At 34.2% G+C, this 16,902-nt stretch carries 21 protein-coding genes and 1 tRNA gene; 10 read left to right on the forward strand and 12 right to left on the reverse strand.

From position 1 onward, the window contains the following. From H5T44_05795 to H5T44_05820, 6 genes are all read right to left on the reverse strand, one after another. Nucleotides 1-158, reverse strand: a 158-nt coding sequence (locus tag H5T44_05795; GenBank protein MBC7081734.1) for a proteasome subunit alpha, incomplete at its 3' end; no start/stop codon positions are given. A 36-nt stretch (nt 159-194) separates the two neighbouring features. Next, a complete protein-coding gene (locus H5T44_05800) occupies nt 195-953 on the reverse strand; it encodes a thiazole biosynthesis protein (GenBank protein ID MBC7081735.1) in 759 nt (252 codons plus the stop codon). A 25-nt stretch (nt 954-978) separates the two neighbouring features. Further along, on the reverse strand, nt 979-1,374 hold the full coding sequence (locus H5T44_05805; protein ID MBC7081736.1) for a hypothetical protein: 396 nt from the start codon (nt 1,372-1,374) through the stop codon (nt 979-981). Then, nucleotides 1,375-1,704 carry a DUF2073 domain-containing protein gene (locus H5T44_05810; GenBank protein MBC7081737.1) on the reverse strand — a complete coding sequence of 110 codons (330 nt, stop codon included), beginning with the start codon at nt 1,702-1,704 and terminating at the stop codon, nt 1,375-1,377. Nucleotides 1,705-1,711: 7 nt separating this feature from the next. Continuing rightward, a complete protein-coding gene (locus H5T44_05815) occupies nt 1,712-2,344 on the reverse strand; it encodes a 50S ribosome-binding GTPase (GenBank protein MBC7081738.1) in 633 nt (210 codons plus the stop codon). Nucleotides 2,345-2,388: 44 nt separating this feature from the next. Continuing rightward, nucleotides 2,389-3,039 carry a DUF996 domain-containing protein gene (locus H5T44_05820; GenBank protein ID MBC7081739.1) on the reverse strand — a complete coding sequence of 217 codons (651 nt, stop codon included), beginning with the start codon at nt 3,037-3,039 and terminating at the stop codon, nt 2,389-2,391. A 74-nt stretch (nt 3,040-3,113) separates the two neighbouring features. Between H5T44_05820 and pgk the strand changes: the two genes are divergently transcribed. Then, nucleotides 3,114-4,190 (forward strand): phosphoglycerate kinase, encoded by a 1,077-nt coding sequence (gene pgk, locus H5T44_05825; protein MBC7081740.1) that lies wholly within the window; start codon nt 3,114-3,116, stop codon nt 4,188-4,190. Nucleotides 4,191-4,205: 15 nt separating this feature from the next. Next, nucleotides 4,206-5,264, forward strand: a complete 1,059-nt coding sequence (locus H5T44_05830) for a hypothetical protein (GenBank protein ID MBC7081741.1) — start codon at nt 4,206-4,208, stop codon at nt 5,262-5,264. On the opposite strand, the gene H5T44_05835 is transcribed toward H5T44_05830, so the two are convergent. After that, the gene (locus H5T44_05835) at nt 5,261-5,557 is read right to left on the reverse strand and encodes a hypothetical protein (GenBank protein MBC7081742.1); all 297 of its coding nucleotides are present in this window, start codon (nt 5,555-5,557) and stop codon (nt 5,261-5,263) included. The two genes, H5T44_05830 and H5T44_05835, sit on opposite strands and share 4 nt — an antisense overlap. Before the next feature lie 80 nt (nt 5,558-5,637). On the opposite strand from H5T44_05835, the gene H5T44_05840 reads away from it, so the two are divergent. From H5T44_05840 to H5T44_05865, 6 genes are read left to right on the forward strand one after another with little or no spacing between them, the layout of a single operon-like run. Then, entirely contained in the window at nt 5,638-8,241 is a 2,604-nt protein-coding gene (locus H5T44_05840) for a DEAD/DEAH box helicase (protein ID MBC7081743.1), read from the forward strand. 35 nt (nt 8,242-8,276) lie between these two features. Continuing rightward, entirely contained in the window at nt 8,277-10,334 is a 2,058-nt protein-coding gene (locus tag H5T44_05845; protein MBC7081744.1) for a minichromosome maintenance protein MCM, read from the forward strand. Continuing rightward, the gene (locus H5T44_05850) at nt 10,327-10,626 is read left to right on the forward strand and encodes a DUF424 family protein (protein MBC7081745.1); all 300 of its coding nucleotides are present in this window, start codon (nt 10,327-10,329) and stop codon (nt 10,624-10,626) included. Before H5T44_05845 ends, H5T44_05850 begins: the two co-directional genes overlap by 8 nt. 1 nt (nt 10,627) lies before the next feature. Continuing rightward, complete coding sequence (locus tag H5T44_05855) at nt 10,628-11,572, forward strand: hypothetical protein (protein MBC7081746.1); 945 nt, start codon at nt 10,628-10,630, stop codon at nt 11,570-11,572. Continuing rightward, nucleotides 11,569-12,204 carry an HAD family hydrolase gene (locus H5T44_05860; protein ID MBC7081747.1) on the forward strand — a complete coding sequence of 212 codons (636 nt, stop codon included), beginning with the start codon at nt 11,569-11,571 and terminating at the stop codon, nt 12,202-12,204. The genes H5T44_05855 and H5T44_05860 overlap by 4 nt, the downstream gene beginning before the upstream one ends. A gap of 19 nt (nt 12,205-12,223) precedes the next feature. Further along, nucleotides 12,224-12,754 carry an HD domain-containing protein gene (locus H5T44_05865; protein MBC7081748.1) on the forward strand — a complete coding sequence of 177 codons (531 nt, stop codon included), beginning with the start codon at nt 12,224-12,226 and terminating at the stop codon, nt 12,752-12,754. Here H5T44_05865 and H5T44_05870 read toward each other — a convergent pair. The 3 genes from H5T44_05870 to H5T44_05880 form a co-directional block, all read right to left on the reverse strand. Beyond that, on the reverse strand, nt 12,749-14,002 hold the full coding sequence (locus H5T44_05870; GenBank protein ID MBC7081749.1) for an adenylosuccinate synthase: 1,254 nt from the start codon (nt 14,000-14,002) through the stop codon (nt 12,749-12,751). The genes H5T44_05865 and H5T44_05870 overlap by 6 nt on opposite strands. After that, nucleotides 14,002-14,892 (reverse strand): hypothetical protein, encoded by an 891-nt coding sequence (locus H5T44_05875; protein ID MBC7081750.1) that lies wholly within the window; start codon nt 14,890-14,892, stop codon nt 14,002-14,004. Before H5T44_05875 ends, H5T44_05870 begins: the two co-directional genes overlap by 1 nt. Nucleotides 14,893-15,114: 222 nt before the next feature. Beyond that, nucleotides 15,115-15,188: transfer RNA gene (locus tag H5T44_05880), tRNA-Ile, on the reverse strand. Between the two features lie 135 nt (nt 15,189-15,323). Between H5T44_05880 and H5T44_05885 the strand changes: the two genes are divergently transcribed. Next, the gene (locus H5T44_05885) at nt 15,324-15,596 is read left to right on the forward strand and encodes a hypothetical protein (protein MBC7081751.1); all 273 of its coding nucleotides are present in this window, start codon (nt 15,324-15,326) and stop codon (nt 15,594-15,596) included. Further along, on the forward strand, nt 15,577-15,912 hold the full coding sequence (locus H5T44_05890) for a hypothetical protein (GenBank protein MBC7081752.1): 336 nt from the start codon (nt 15,577-15,579) through the stop codon (nt 15,910-15,912). Before H5T44_05885 ends, H5T44_05890 begins: the two co-directional genes overlap by 20 nt. Here the strand turns inward: H5T44_05890 and H5T44_05895 are convergent. Next, nucleotides 15,898-16,287, reverse strand: a complete 390-nt coding sequence (locus tag H5T44_05895; GenBank protein ID MBC7081753.1) for a GIY-YIG nuclease family protein — start codon at nt 16,285-16,287, stop codon at nt 15,898-15,900. The genes H5T44_05890 and H5T44_05895 overlap by 15 nt on opposite strands. Beyond that, a complete protein-coding gene (locus H5T44_05900; GenBank protein MBC7081754.1) occupies nt 16,284-16,817 on the reverse strand; it encodes a winged helix-turn-helix transcriptional regulator in 534 nt (177 codons plus the stop codon). The genes H5T44_05895 and H5T44_05900 overlap by 4 nt, the downstream gene beginning before the upstream one ends. Nucleotides 16,818-16,902 lie beyond the last annotated feature (85 nt).

The raw sequence follows: 16,902 nt of genomic DNA on the forward strand, positions 1-16,902 counted from the left end.
ATTCTTTTATCAACTATAAGAGCAACTCCTTTTTTGAATTTTATTCCAACAGTAGTTGTTCCTCTTTTCACCGCTTCTCTTGCATATTCTACCTGAAACAATCTTCCATCCGGGCTAAATACTGTGATTTCCCAATCGTATGCAGCTCTCGGGATCACGCCATCAAAAAGAAAAGGCAAATATTAATCTTTCTACTAAATCTTTTTTATTATTATCTCCGCAACTTTTTTTCCAGAAAGAAGCATTCCTCCAAAAATCGGTCCCATTCTTGGCGCTCCAAAAACCGCATTTGCAGCCATTCCAGTAACATATAAGCCCGGAAATATTTCTCCGGTATTTTCAACAGTTTTTCTCTCCCCCTCATCCGCCCACATTGCTTTTTCTCCTTCTATTCTTTTACTGGGTGTATTCAACCCATATTTTTTCTCAACAATTCTTGCAATATCGCAATCATGCCCAGTTGCATCTATAACACATTTTGCTTCAATAGAAACAGGGTCAACATGCATTTTTGCTTCCTTTATTGCACTCCAATTTATTACAACCCCATTAATCTTCCCATCCTTAACCATTACATCCTCAATCGTAATACCATTGAAAATTTTCGCCCCGCTATCAATAGCAGAAGAAACAAGCTTTGAGACCGCTTCAATAGAGCTTGCAACCCAATAACCATCTCTTTTAAAGCATTTTACCCCTACTTCTTCAAGCAATTCCTTTCCCTGCTTCATAACAACAAATGGGTAACCAATCCCCCCTCCCCACATCCCCCCTCCTGGCGCCAGGTGCCTTTCAAAAACAACAACTTTTTTCCCGCTTCTTGCAAGATATCTTGCAGCAGTCAATCCAGAAGGGCCAGCCCCAGCTATCGCAACATCTATCTCTAAATTATCAAGGAATTCTTCTAAAAAAGTTTTGACTATTATTTTTGTTATCTCTATGTCCCTTATCATGAAATTTGAAATAATAAGAAATATATTATTTTTTCTTCTTGAAAAGAGAAGGCAGATAGATGAAATAAACTCCTTCCCTGTGTATTATTATTGAGCCATCCTCGACCAGCTTTCTAACATTGATTTCATAGTCCCCTATTTCCTTTATATCTATGCTTTCTATTCTTTCTTTCATTTCTTCCGCTTCTTTTTTCGCCTTTTCCTTTTCCGCTTCTATCTTTTTTATTATATTTTCTATTTTTTCTTTTTCTCCCTCAAAAATCCTCTTTTCTTCTATTTCCTTCAATATTTTTCTTCTTTTTTCAGTTTCAAGGGGTTTTTTAATGTAATAAAAGAATTTTCCACCACAATCCGGACAGCCATTTTCAATGATTTTTGTTTCTGTATAAATCTTACCACAATTTAAGCACTGATGAGCCATTTAACCCGCCTTTATAATTGTTTTTATAACTTCTTTATCTCTGTAAATTGTTTTTAGTTTATCCGCAGGCCCGACAATCGTCATTCTATTTCTCTTGCCAAACAATTTTTGCCAAAAGCCTTTCTTTTCTTCCATATAGCTTTCCATTTCTATTCCAACAAAACCATCACCTATATCTTCCATGGTCATCTCTATAAGTTTCGCCTGCTCCTCCGCGGTTAAACCGCTTTCAAGAACAAGAATGTGCCCTTTCTTAACCTCCTTTAAAATGAAATTTAACTTTTCCTCACTACTCAAGCTGTTCAATTTCTCTTGGGCAATAAAGCTTATATTTATTTCATTTCCTTTTGCCAAATTTCCTCACCATTGCTTCATATAGTAAATCCATATTTATTCCTTCTAAAGCGGAAATGGGAATTACATCATGTTTTGGAAAAGCGGATTTAAGTGTTGCTGGAGTTGAGCCATTTAAATCTATTTTATTTGCCACAATTATAAATGGTAATTCCCTTGCTTCAAGATTCCCAAGTAATGTTATATTTACCTGTGTAAATGGATTTTTTGTGCTATCCATAAGAAGAATGACACCATCAATATTATCAAGCCATTTTATTGCTTCTATAACACCTTCTGTTGCTTCTTTTGCTCTTTTCTTTGCCTCTTCTTCACTTAGACCATATTCCATAAAATCATGAAAATCTATTTTTGTTGCTATGCCTGGGGTATCAACAATATCTATTGTAAGAGATGATTTTCCATTCTTTATTATAACTTTATCTTTTTTCTGTATTTTTCTTGTTTCATGTGGTATTTCAGATACTTCCCCGACAATTTCACCAGTCCAGTCTTTTGCAATCCTATTTGCAAGAGTTGTTTTTCCCGCATTGGGCGGGCCATATATCCCTATCCTAACATGTTTTTTACCAAATAGCGAAAGAATGAATCCAGAAATTCTGCTAAGCACTCCCATCCTGAAAATAATAGATGCCAAATATATAAGATTTGTTAAATTTTTTACTGCACCGGAGCCTCAGCCTTTGGAAATTCTTCTGGCAAAGAGAAGAAAGAAACAATTTCAAGTATTTTTGCTATGAAAATTATTATAGCCCCTACAATTATAATCAGGGTTATTGCTCCTATGAAATAAAACATTCCTGTTGTTCTGAATAAATCAACCTTGCTGTATTCCGCTATCTTATCATAGCTCTTTCTGAGATAAACTGATGCAATGATCATGAGAATCCATGCAACAATTAATGCAAATATAATCCCAGCAAACAATTTTATAAGTCCTTCAGTGAAACCTGTTACTTTTGTTTCCTCGCTTATTTCCTGAATAATTTTTGTAAAATTGAATATGCTTCCACCAATTGATACAAAAATTATAGCTACACCAGCAATAATTGCAACTAAAGAGAAAATGAAATACATCAGGTAATTTTTGAATATATTTTCTTCCTTTGCTTCTTCAGCAACATATTTTACCGCTATAAAAAGCATTACCAGCCCCACAATTGCAAGTATTCCAAAAAAGCTACCAGAATGGGCAAAGAGACACAAGATGAGCATAGATACCACAATTGCAAGTATTCCAAAAAAGCTACCTATCAAAGTTAATATTGCTCCAATGCCTCCCAAAATTTTTGCATTTCCTAACTTACTCATTTAATCCCCTATTTTAATCCTTTTCCTTTATAAAAATTTTTCGCAACAAAAATAAATTCTGCCCATATACCCTTATGCTACCAAAAATGAAAGATTTTGATTTCTCGCAAAAAACCGTTATTCTGAGGCTGGATATAAATTCTCCGCTTGATCCTAAAACATTTAAAATAATTGATAATTGGAGAATAGAAAAAGCTATTCCAACAATAAATGATTTAAAGGAAAAAAAATCCAGGCAGATAATAATCGCTCATCAGGGAAGACCTGGAGAATGGGATTTTACCGATTTAAGAGAGCATGCACATGAAATTGAGAAAATTATAAAGGAAAGGGTTAATTTTGTTGATGATATATGTGGGGAAAAAGCAATAAATGAAATAAAGAAAATGGAGAAAGGGGACATAATTCTCCTTGACAATGTAAGAAAAATTAAGGAAGAGATGGAGAAAAAAACTCCTGAAGAGCATGCAAAATCTGATTTAGTTAAAAAATTATCTCCTCTTGCGGATGCTTTTGTCAATGATGCTTTTGCCGCCTCCCACCGCCCGCATTGCTCGCTTGTTGGCTTTATTCCTGTGCTTCCATCTTTTGCGGGTTTGCTGATGGAAGAGGAATTGGAAATGATTGAAAAGATGCTGAATTTTGCTGAGAGGCCGAGAGTTTTCGTTTTTGGCGGGAACAAGCTTGATAAAATAGAGCTAATTAAGAGTTTAATTGATAGAAAAGTTGCGGATAAGGTTATTGTTGGAGGGGCTTTAGGAAATGCTTTTTCAAAGGATGAATCTCTGAGAAAAATTGCTGAAGGAAAAATAGTTTATCCAGTTGATACCATAGATGGAAAAGATATAGGAGAAGAAACAGTAAAAATATTTGAGGAAGAAATAGGTAAGGCAAAGAGCATTTTCCTAGGAGGCCCGATGGGGGTGTTTGAAGAAAAGGAATACAGGAAAGGCACAGAGAGAATTTTCAAGGCAATTGTAAATTCCGGAGTTTTTTCTCTGGCGGGAGGAGGGCATACTACAGCTGCAATAAGAATGCTTCGCTTGGAGGATAAATTTTCTTATGTTTCTACTGGGGGAGGAGCAATGGAGAGATTGCTTATGGGAAAAGATCTGCCTGTTGTAGATGCCTTGATAAAATTTAAAAGGTAATTTGTAATTCTTCTCATGAATATTGTCCATGTAGTTGGTACAGGCACTATAGGTGAGCCATTAATTGGTTTGCTATGCGATTTGAAAAATGAACTAGGGATAGATGAAGTGACATTTTATAAACATAATGCGGTTTTAACGGATAGACCGAAAATAAACGGGCTTTTAAGAAGAGGAGGTATGCTTGCGGTAAATAAGGAAAAAATCAAGGAATTCAGAGAGATGGGAATTGAGCCAACCTATACAGATGAAGAGGCCATAGGAAGGGCAAGTGTTGTGATTGATTGCTCACCAAAAGGATGGGGTTTGAAAAACAAGGAGAGATATTATAGAAATTATGAGGAAAAAGTGAAGGCATTTCTTGCACAAGGCTCAGAATTTGGATTTGGAAAACCATATGCGTACGGGATAAACGATGAAGCAATTAGTGAGAAAGATAAATATATCCATATCGTAAGTTGCAATACCCATAATATAGCGGTTGCAATAAAATGCATTGCTTTTGATGGAGACAAAAATAATCTTTTATATGGAAGATTTGTGTGTATAAGAAGGGCAAGCGATATATCTCAAGAAAATGATTTTATACCCGCCCCATCAGTTAGTGAGCATAAGGATGAGAGATTTGGAACACATCATGCAAGAGATGTTTGGTATTTATTCAATACTCTTGGCCATGACATGGATATTTTTTCTTCCGCCTTGAAAGTAAATACCCAATATATGCATGCGATATGGTTTGATATGAAACTAAAAAAGAGAACGAGCGAGGAGGAGATAATAGAAAGATTCAGAGAAAACCCTAGGGTTGCAATAACTTATAAAAAACTATCCAATCTTGTTTTCTCTTTTGGAAGAGATCATGGCCACTATGGTAGGATATTAAATCAGACAGTTGTTGTTTTACCCACGATAAAATTAAGAAATGGGGATGAAGTATTTGGTTTCTGTTTTACTCCCCAGGATGGAAATTCATTGCTGAGCAGTGTTTCTGCAACAATGCATGCTCTATATCCAGATGATTATATGGAAAAAATAAAAGTTCTGGATCCTTTCCTATTTGAGGAAGTTTAGCCAAAAATAAATCCCATGCCTGCACTTGCGCTCTCCTCGTCCTCAATGAATTTTTTATTTATTTCCTCTTTTCTTGCCCCCTCAATTTTCTTTGCTTTATCCTTTAATATCTCCTCCGCCCTCTTTATTGCTCCCTCGCTCCCTTCTATTTTAATAAAAATTGAGTTTTCTTCAATGCCAAGTGATTTTGCATCTCTTTTCCATATACTCTGCCTGCTTACAATATCGTCCTTACCCAGCTCATCAAACATTTTTTCATTTTCTTTAGCTAATTCAAATATCTCATAGCTCATAAGAGTAAATATTTTTAATATTTAGAACTTTTTGATTATTCGAACATCAAATTATATAAACCATTTACAATCTAATTATCGTGCTCGATGAAAAAATAATCGAAGGATTAAAAGAGCTTGGCTTCAAAAAATTAACCTCACCCCAGATAAAGGCAATTCCTTATATATTAAAAGGCAAAAATTGCATAATAGTAGCCCCTACTGGCTTAGGAAAGACAGAGGCAGCTTTATTACCAATATTTCACCTATTAACAAAAGAAAAAAGAGAGGGAATAAGCATTCTTTATATCACACCATTGAGGGCTTTAAATCGCGACTTGCTGAAAAGAACTTTTTTATGGAGTAAAAAATTGGGAATAAAAATAGCGGTTCGCCATGGCGACACCCCAGAGAGTGAGAGAAGATCGCAGAGAATAAAGCCACCAGATATGCTAATTACTACACCTGAAACACTTCAAATATTGCTTGTGAGTAAAAAATTAAGAGAGAAGCTGAAAAATGTAAAATGGGTGATAATAGATGAAGTGCATGAATTGATGGATGAGAGAGGGGCTCAACTTACTGTTGGACTTGAAAGATTAGAAGAGTTGGCTAATTTTCAGAGGATAGCTATATCCGCAACGATTGGAAATCCTGAAGAAATTGCAAAAATTTTTTGTGGAGAAGATTGTGAAATAATAAATGTAGCGGAAGAAAAGAAAATTGAAATAAGTGTTGAGATGCCAAAGATAAATTTTCTTGAAAAAGATATAAAGAGTGTTTTGAATAGAATTAAGGAAGAAATAAATGCTCATAAAGCAACTCTTTTGTTTGTAAATACCCGCGATTCCGCAGAAATGCTAACATCTATGCTCCATGAAATAGGAGCAAATACAGAAATACACCACGGTTCTCTTTCAAAAGAGGTAAGGATAGAAGCGGAGGAAAAATTCAAAAGTGGAGAGGTAAAATCTCTTGTATGCACCTCTTCGCTTGAGCTTGGTATAGATATAGGTCATGCGGATTTTGTTATACAATACAATTCCCCACGCCAAGTAACAAGGATTTTGCAAAGAGTTGGGAGAAGCGGCCACGGAGTTGGGAGAACATCAAGAGGAAAAATTATTGCAACAAATAGTGAGGAATATGAAGAGGCTTTGGTAATTTCAAAAAGGGCTATTGAAAATAAAATTGAGGAAATAAAGATGAGGAAAAATCCCCTAATAGTCTTAGCAAATCAGATAATAGCAATTGCGGTTGAATATGGAAGCATATCTGAAGAAAAAGCTTATGAAGTAATAAAAAGAGCTTATCCATTTAGGGAGTTAAGCAAAGAGCTCTTTATAGATGTTTTAAATCAAATAGTAAGGCAGGGAGTGGTAGCTTACAGAGAAGGAGAAATAAAAAGGAAAAAAAAATCTCTCCTATATTTTCTGGATAATATATCAATGATTCCAGACGAAAAAAGCTATGATGTTATAGATATCTCCTCAAATAAGAGAATCGGGAAAATTGATGAAAGCTTTGTAACAAATTATTGCTGTATCGGGTTTAGATTTATAATGAAAGGAAGGGCATGGGAAGTTGTAAATATAGAAAAAGAAGTTTATGTTACACCCTCTTCAAAAACAGATATTGTTCCTGATTGGACAGGTGAGGAAATATCTGTTCCATTTGAAATAGCGCGTGAAGTTGGCGCACTCCGCAGGCTCGTTGAGGGAGGTGAGATGAGAGATGAAATTATTGAGGATGAAATTAAGAGGCAGAAAAGCCAAGGTTTTATTGTGCCAAATGATAGAATAATAACAATAGAAAGGGAGGGAAGTGAAGTTTATATAACCACTCATTTCGGAACAAAAGTTAATGAAACCCTGAGCAAAATAATTGGCGCCCTTATATCTCAAAAAAGAGGAGAGTTTGTTACAACTGGAAGTGATGCTTACAGGATACATTTTAAAAATTGCAGGCTTAGAGATGAGGAAATAAGAGAAATTATTTTAAAAATACCACCAAGAAGCATTGAGCCTTTACTTAGAATAATTCTTAAAAATAGCTCATTTATAAAATGGGAGTTATTAAAAGTTGCAAGAAAATTCGGGTTGATTGAAAAAGATGCAAGTCATGACAAAATTTTTATTGAGAAGTTGATAGATGTTTTTGATGGCACTCCTTTTATGGAAGAAGTTATAAACAAAACAATATGGGACAGGATGGACATAGAAAATACTGAAAAAGCTCTTGAGATGATAAGAAATGGAGAAATAAAGATAATTTCACAGGGTTTATCTCCAGTAACCAGAGAGATTGAATTAGCTATGAGTGAATTTTTAAAGCCGTCAGTGGATAAATTAACACTTGAAGCACTGAGGAAAAGACTTGAGGAAACAAGGATTAAAATTTTTTGCCTTAATTGCTCAAATTCCTTTGAGACAAGAGTTTATCGTTGCCCCGCTGTTTGCCCGAAATGCTCATCGAAGATGATTGCGGTTTTAAAGAAGGAGTTTAAGGACAAAAAATCTTTGGTTAAGAATGCTTCACTTGTTGCAGAATATGGAAAAAAAGCAATTCTTGTAATGGCGGGGCATGGGATAGGGGCGGATACCGCGGGCAGAATACTTGCGATGCAAAAAGAAGGAGATGAATTGCTTAAAGAGATTTTGAAGGCGGAAATTACATATGCAAGAACAAAAAGATTTTGGGCATAAACATTTATAATTGAATTTGTTTTAATTTTGTGGCTATAACGAATTTGGAAAGTTTGATTGAGAGATGGGAAAGATTTTTCTATGATTACTGTAAAGAGGAGATTGAGGAAACATCTCTTCGCTACCCTGAAAAGAAAAGTTTATTGCTTGATTACTGGAAATTGGATAAATATGAGCCAGAGCTTGCTGAATATTTACTTGAAAATCCCTACCGAAGCATTTATTGTGCAGAAGAAGCTCTTAAAAGAATTGATATAATAGGAGAGGCAAAACTTCATTTAAAATTAAAAAATCTTCCTGAAACAAAAAAAGTGGAGATAAGGAATTTAAGAGCTCAGCATCTTGGAAAATTTATCTCAGTTGATGGGCTCGTCAAAAAGGTCACTGAAGTTAGGCCGAAGCTTGAAGATGCGGTTTTTCAATGTCAGAAATGCGGTGCAATAATAAAGGTTCCGCAGGAAGAAAATATTGTGATTGAGCCTCTTGAATGCTATAAGGATCAAGGAGGATGCGGGAGGAAAACATCTTTTAAGCTTTTAACTGAAAAATCCCGATTTATTGACTCCCAGAAAATAGAGCTTCAGGAGAGTCCTGAAGGGCTTAGAGGAGGAGCTCAACCGATGAGGCTTGTTGTATATCTTGATGATGATTTGGTGGGGCAGGTTGTGCCTGGAGATAGAATAAGTGTTAATGGCATATTAAGAGTGCAGGCGAGGAGGAGCGGGAAGATAAAATTCTCTGAATTTAATAGAGTTATGGATGCAAATAGCATTGAGATAAAGGAGCAGGCATTCGAGGAAATTCAAATAAGCGAAGAAGATGAAAAGCGAATAATAGATGTTAGCAAAGATCCTTTACTTGTTCAAAAGATAGTTGCATCCATTGCTCCTACAATCTATGGCTTGGAAACTGAAAAAGAGGCCTTGGCTTTACAGCTTTTTGGAGGTGTGCCCAAATACATGCCAGATGGAACAAGAATAAGGGGAGATATGCATATCCTCCTTGTTGGTGATCCTGGCACCGCCAAAAGCCAGCTATTGCGCTACATTTCTGAGCTTGCTCCCCGTAGCATCTATACTTCTGGAAAATCAAGTAGTGCTGCTGGTCTGACAGCGAGTGCGGTAAAAAGTGATGAATTTGGTGAGGGAAACTGGACACTTGAAGCGGGTGCTTTAGTTCTTGCGGACTTAGGAATAGCTTGTGTTGATGAACTGGATAAAATGTCTCCAAAGGATAGAGAAGCTTTGCATCAGGCAATGGAACAGCAAGAAATAAGTGTTGCAAAAGCTGGAATAAATGCGACATTAAAAGCAAGATGTGCATTGCTGGGAGCGGCGAATCCAAAACTTGGCAGATTTGAAGAAGAAATACCTATTGCGGAGCAAATAAATATACCTCCAACGCTTCTTTCAAGATTTGATCTGATTTTTCCATTAACTGATAAACCAGATAAAGAAAGGGATGAAAAAATGGCAACTCATATATTAGAAGCGCATAGATACGGAGAAAGATTGCAGAAGGAAAAAAACTTAGAAATAGATAAAATGAAACCATTTTTTGAGCCAGAATTTTTGCGAAAATATGTAGCATATGCAAAGAGAAATGTACACCCTGAAATGACCACAGAGGCGGCAGAGAAAATTAAAAAATACTATGTTGAAACGAGGGGCAGGTCAAAAGAGGTAATTCCTTTCACCCCCCGCCAACTGGAGGCGTTCATAAGAATAGCGGAGGCGTCCGCCAGAATGCGTTTATCAAATGTTGTAACTGTAGAAGACGCGGAAAGAGCGATTAGTATTATGGAATATTTCTTGACTAAAGTAGGAATGGAGAAAGAATTTGATATGTTTGATATAGATAAAATCGCCACTGGTATATCAAAAACTCAAAGGGATAAGATGGTCATTATTACGGATATAATAAGAGATATATGCAAGGGAACAGATTCATCCGCAAGTGTTGAGGAAATAATTAGCAGAGCAATTGAGCAAGGAATGGAAAAAGAGACGGTTGAAAATCTGCTTGCAAAAATGAGGAGAGAGGGGATAATATATGAGCCAAAAAATGGGAGATACAGACTCACAAATGAATAATATCTTTATGAAGATATATAAAATGGGCGATGATGTACTTATTGCGGCTTGTGATGCTGAACTTTTAGGAAAAATCCTTGTAAGCGATGAAATTGAGTTTAAGGTTTCTGAAGGTTTTTATAAAGATGTTTTAGGGGATGAAAAACTTTTTAAAAAGAATTTAAGTTTGGCAACAATAGGTAATCTTATAGGGGAGAGATGTGTTAGATGTGCGATTGAAATGGGTCTTGTTGACCCCGAAAATGTTATAAGGATTGGTGGAATTCCTCATGCTCAGTTTGTAATAATATAATATGTTCTGTGTAGAATGCGGTAAGGAAGGAAAAACATATGAAGGATTATGCCTGGATTGCTACTTGAAAAAAGAATTGATAAAAATACCCGATGAAATAAAACTAACTATTTGCAGTAATTGCGACGCATATAAAATAAAGGAAAAATGGCTTAGAGGAGATTTCAGAAAGGATATAAAAGAGTATATAAAAAAGAATATAGAAGCAAGTATATTTTTTGAAATTGAAATGGAGGAAAATAAAATAATATGCAAAGGTTTTTTTGAAGGAAGAGAGATTTTAAGGGAGAAAGAAATAAAAATAAAGTTAAAAGAAAGCCTTTGCGATCAATGCTCTTTATTCAGGGGAGGATATTATGAGGCAATTTTGCAGATAAGAGGTGCGGATAGCGAGGAGGAAAAATTTATTGATGAATTTGTTAAAAAAAGTGTGGAGGAAAAAAAATCATTTATATCAAAAAAAGAGAGGGTAAAGGGAGGGATAGATTATTATATAGGAAATAAAAAAGTTGCATCTAATATAGCAAAAGAGTTGAAAGAAGAGTTTAATGCGGAGCATAATCTTTCCTCCTCCTTGTTCGGGATGAAGGAAGGGAAGAGAATTTATAGAGACACCCATCTTATAAGGCTGCCGGAGTATAAAGTAAATGATTTTGTTATTTTGGGTGAAAATTTGTATAGAATAGTTTCAATAAATAAAAGAGTTGAAATGGAGGGAATAAATGGGGAAAGGAAAATAATATATAAAAATGATTTGAGATTCGCGAATAAAGTTGATGTAAATAAAAGAAATGGAATATTACTGCATGAAGATGAAATGGGAATATATGTAATGGATGAAAAAACATACAGAACAATTTTCTTTAACAAACCAAAAAATTGGAAAAAAGGAAAAGAAATAAAAATATTTGAATGGAAGGAAAATCTTTATTTGCTGGTAGAATGAAGGCCATATCCTTTGATCTGGATGGAACTCTTGTATCAACAGATTATGTAGATGCGGTATGGTTAGAAAAAATTCCAGAGATATATGCGTTAAAATATGGAGTATCTTTCGAAGAAGCAAAGGAATATGTAGAGAAGGAATATTTAAAGATCGGCCCGGAGGCGCTTGAATGGTATGATCTCGATTACTGGATAAAGAAATTTGATTTGAATGTAAAATCAGAAGATATTCTTGAAAGTTGCATAGAAAATCTTCATCTATATCCTGATGCTCTAAAAATTCTTGAAAAATTAAGCAAAAAATATGAATTAATTATAATATCAAACGCATCTCGTGAGTTTATAAATATAGAGACAGAATTTCTTGGCATTAAAAAATATTTTAAAAGAATATTTTCATCAGTTAGTGATTTTAAGAAAACAAAAAAAGATGAAGAAGTTTACAGAAAAGTATGTGAAATTATTGGAAAAAATAGCAATGAAATAGTTCATGTTGGAGATAATTACGAATTTGACTATTTAGTGCCATTAAAAGCTGGTATAAAATCATTTTATCTTGATAGAAAAGGAATTATGAATGGAGAAGATGTGATAAAAAATCTTCTTGAACTAGAAGAAAAGATAAATTTTTAAAATAAATAGCATTAATTTCATGCATGAAAAAGATTTTTTCGAAAATATAAAAAATGAAAATTTGAAAAAGCATATGATTGCGGTTTCTGCTATTATGAAAAAACTCGCTAAAAAATTCAATGAAGATGAAAATATTTGGCGACTGGTTGGTTTGCTTCATGATATAGATTATGAAATTGCAAGTGTTGAAGAGCATGGTAAAATATCCGCAGAAATGCTCAAAGAAAAGCTTCCAGATTTTGCGCTCAATGCAATAAGGGCTCATAATGAGAGGACCGGATTTAAGGCTACTAATAGAATTGATTACTCTCTTATTGCTTGTGATGCTATTTCCGGGCTTATAGTTTCAACCGCTCTTGTAATGCCAAATAAAAAAATATCAGAAATAAAGATTGATACACTTAAAAACAAATTCAAGGATAAATCATTTGCCAAAAAAATTGACAGGGAGAGAATAAAATATTGCGAGAAAATAGACCTATCTTTAGATGAATTTTTCTCAATATCACTTGAGGCAATGAATGAAATAGCGGATAAAATTGGTTTATAAAATTATTGTATCTTCTCTGTCCTCACCTGTAGAAACTATTTTTATGGATGTTTTTAAAAAATCTGATATAAAGTCTATATATTTTACAGCATTTTTTGGCAAATCTTCATATTTCCTTTTTCCCCTCACACCATCCCATCCATCAAATTCTTCATAAATTGGCTTGCACTTTTCAAGTATTTCTACTGATGACGGAAATTTTTCTACTGTCTTCCCTTCATATTCATAAGCTATGCAAACCTTAACTTTTTCAAGCCCGTCAATGACATCAAGTTTAGTTAAAGCAATTTCATCAACTCCATTTACCCTTACCGCATATTTTGCGGAAACTAAATCAAGCCAGCCACATCTCCTTTTCCTTCCTGTTGTTGTGCCATATTCATGCCCCTTCTCCGCCATGTGGGCTCCTTCCCTCCCAATTTCTTCTGTTGGCATTGCTCCCATTCCAACTCTTGTTGTATATGCTTTCATCACTCCTATAATCCTGCCTATTTTTTTCGGACTTATTCCCGCACCCGCACAAACACCTCCAGCGATGGTATTGGAAGAAGTGGTGTATGGATATGTACCATGGTCTATATCAAGTAAAAATCCTTGAGCTCCTTCAAATAGAATTTTTTTCTCATCTATTATACTGTTTAGGAAATAGGAAGTATCATCAACATATTTCTCAAGTTTTTTCCCATAAAATATGTATTCCTTAAAAATCTCATCTTCATTTAATTCAATTCCATAAGAAGAAAATATTTTTTGTTTTATTGAAAATATTCTTTTAATTTCCTTCTTAAGCCTGCTTTCATCTATAATATCAATCATCCTTATACCATGTCTTGCGATTTTATCAGAATAGCATGGACCAATTCCTCTTTTAGTTGTGCCAATTTTTTTATCTTTCATAAGCTCTTCCTGAATTGAGTCAAAAATTTTATGGTAAGGCATTATAACATTTGCCCTATCACTTATCATCAAATCTACTTCTATGCCATTTTTTTTAAGCATTTCTATTTCATCAATTAAAACACTTGGATCAACAACAACACCATTCGCAATAACCGTTTTTTTCCCTCTTATAGCGCCAGATGGCATCAAGTGAAATTTAAATGATTTACCCCCAACAACAACTGTATGGCCTGCGTTGCTACCGCCCTGATATCGCACGATGCAATCCGCAAAAGATGAAAAATAATCGGTTATTTTTCCTTTTCCTTCATCCCCCCATTGCAGACCAACAATTACTTCAGAAGGCATTATAATCCAATTGATATTTTTCCTTCTTTTTTCAACTTTTCCATGTTTTCTTCAACAAATTTCTCTATATCTTCCTCGTTCGCCATCTGTTTGGCGTGGATATTAAATTCCTCAAGCATCTTCATTGCTTTTTCATATCTCTCCTTTCTTTCTTTTCTTATAGAAATTATTTTATTTCTCATTTCAATCGCTTTTGCATGATATTCATCCGCTTTCTTCTTTAGTTCCATATAATCTTTATGTTTTTCATTTGCTTTATTTATAAGTTTTGATATTTCTTCTACAATTTTTAAAAATTTGTTATGTTGCTCCTGACTGCTTTGATAAAGTTTAATTACTATTTCATGCTCCTTATCCGCTTCCGCAAACAGTTTATTTATTGATTCTTCCAAATTCTCTAAATCTACTTCAACTTTTTGCTGGTTGTCTAGCTCCTTCTTTAATATTTCATATTCCTTCTTTTTTTCCTTTATTTCTTTTATTAATTTTTCCTCCTCCTTTGGGGAGAGTGGAACTGTTTCCTGCTGATATTCAAGATTTTTTATTTCTATCCTGAGCTCTTCCGCTCTTATAAAAGTATTATTGCTCTGATATTTTTTTCTTTGCTCCTTTTTCTTTTTTATTAATTCCTTTGCCTGCTGATGATATTCATCTCTTCTCTTTTTATGCTCTCTCATCTGTCTTACAAGCTCATCTCTAAGAGCCTTTGTCTTTTCCATTTCCTCAATTAACTTCTTTTTCTCCTCATTTAATAAATCTCTTTCCTCTTTTATTAACTTAGCTTTTTTATTAAATTCGTCTCTTTTTTCACATAACTGGCGATACTTTTCCTCCGCTTTTTCAAGTTCTTTCTTCAACTCTTGTGACGGCAGGGATGAAAGCTCTTCCATTAAGATAGTAATATTATCTATAATAAAAATTTTTGGATGAGTTATGAAATTGTAAAGAAATTTTCTTCAACATTTATTACTAAAAATGCACTCTTAAATCATTCTTCCATTGCAATCCCATTTTTGTTATTATTGTTCATGCACTCCTAAATCCAGTTTAGTAATAAGATGAATTTGAATGAATTGCCAGAGTTTCAGGCAGATTCCAGCGCAATATTTTTATGGGCCCGGCCGGATTTGAACCGGCGACCATCTGGTTATGAGCCAGACGCTCCACCTGGCTAAGCTACGGGCCCATAAAATAATAGCAATTTGTAAATTTATTTTTTTCTATGCCCCATTTCAGTTTTTGCAATAGTGAATATTAAAAATCAAAATACTTAAATATAAAAAAGTATTACACTTTCATAAAAAAGTAATACGATGATAAAATGTGGCTGATAACAACACTCATATTTGCGATCATTGCAACAATATTGCATATCTCAATAAAAAAATATAGATTGAATTATCTAGCTTTAATGCTATGGGGAGCATTTCTGATGATATTTGTTGACCATGTCCTTGGCTATGAAGGAGGTGCTTTTTTAGAATATGAAACCGAAGGATTAATAAACAATGGAATCATTCTTGGAATTGTTATGTTAATTCCAGTCCTTATAATATGGCTTGCGCTGGTAGTAATTGAAGAAAATAAGAGGTGATAAAATGGCGTGTTTCCTATTGCCCGCAGCCGCGGGCGTGGCGAGCCTGGTAGCGAGAAGGAAGGTGCATAAAAAATACAGGATGGATGTGCTAAATGCTATGCTATGGGGTGGAGTTGCAATGCTTGCGGTCGAGCACATAGCCCACAGAGAAATAGTGCCTTATCCACCATTCCTTACCGCTGGAATTAGCGAAGTGATTCCAGAAATGCTGAAGATTGGTGTGCCAATGACATTAATAATATTTGCGGTATGGGCAACAATTGTCGCAATAACAGGGATAATTCCAAAGAAGAAAGAATTAAAAGTTGAATAGACGGAATTCACCAAGGATTTCATAAAAATTCTCTGCTTTTCTATTGTAAAATAGGTGGCTCTTGCATTTGCAATCGCTCGAGCCAAATTTTGGAATAATTTCAAAAACTCCGAGTTTTTTTGCTATATCGCATTCTTCCTTAATTTTGCTTTCTTTGTAAAAAATTTTTTTTATTTTTCCTTTTTCAATTAAATAATCAATATGCCATCTTTTCTTTTTATCCTTTCTTAAATGCCTTTCTAATCTTTTTTCAATGCTGTTCATTGCGGAGCCAACATAAGCATAATAACCTTTTTTGAAATAAATCCCTCTCTTTCCAACTCTTATTTTTTTATCTTTGTCAATTTCAATTATGAGGATATAAGTCCCTTTCATCTGAATATATCTTTTATATCAAATTCCTTCATCTTATCTTTTGCAAAAACCCATCCATTTTTTATTTCAACGTATCCTTCTTTCTCATACTCTTTAAGCAAATTTCTCATTATCTTCATTTCTTTTTTCATTTCCTCTTCAAATTTATCAATTTTTATTCTACCTCTCTTCTTTATACTAACAAGAACAAGCATTATTGTTGCCATGATTATATCTTTAGCAAGCAATTTCTCCGCAAATTCATCCTCCACTTCCTCCATTTCTTCACTGATATGTAACCCAAGAAGAATTAATCCGTCTGTAACAAGTTTTCCAGTCCAAGTAAGCTTATAATAACCATTTTCCTTTTTTATAAAATGGACTTCTCTTAATGCTGATAATGCTCTGTTAAAAGTAGCGGTTGATATTTTTGTTTCCTCCTGCAGTTCTTTCCATCTTATTTTTTCTTTTTCCCTTAAAACAATCAATATCTTTATAACATTCTCTTTGAATAATTTGAAAATTTTGTATACTGTATCATTTTTTTTCATGAGAATATAATAATCTAATTTAATAAACTTTGGGAAAACAAAATATTTTGAAGCCAAATGTTATTGGTTTGAAGCCAAATTTATA

Source organism: Thermoplasmatales archaeon, from assembly GCA_014361195.1.
Classification (GTDB): domain Archaea; phylum Thermoplasmatota; class E2; order UBA202; family JdFR-43; genus JACIWB01.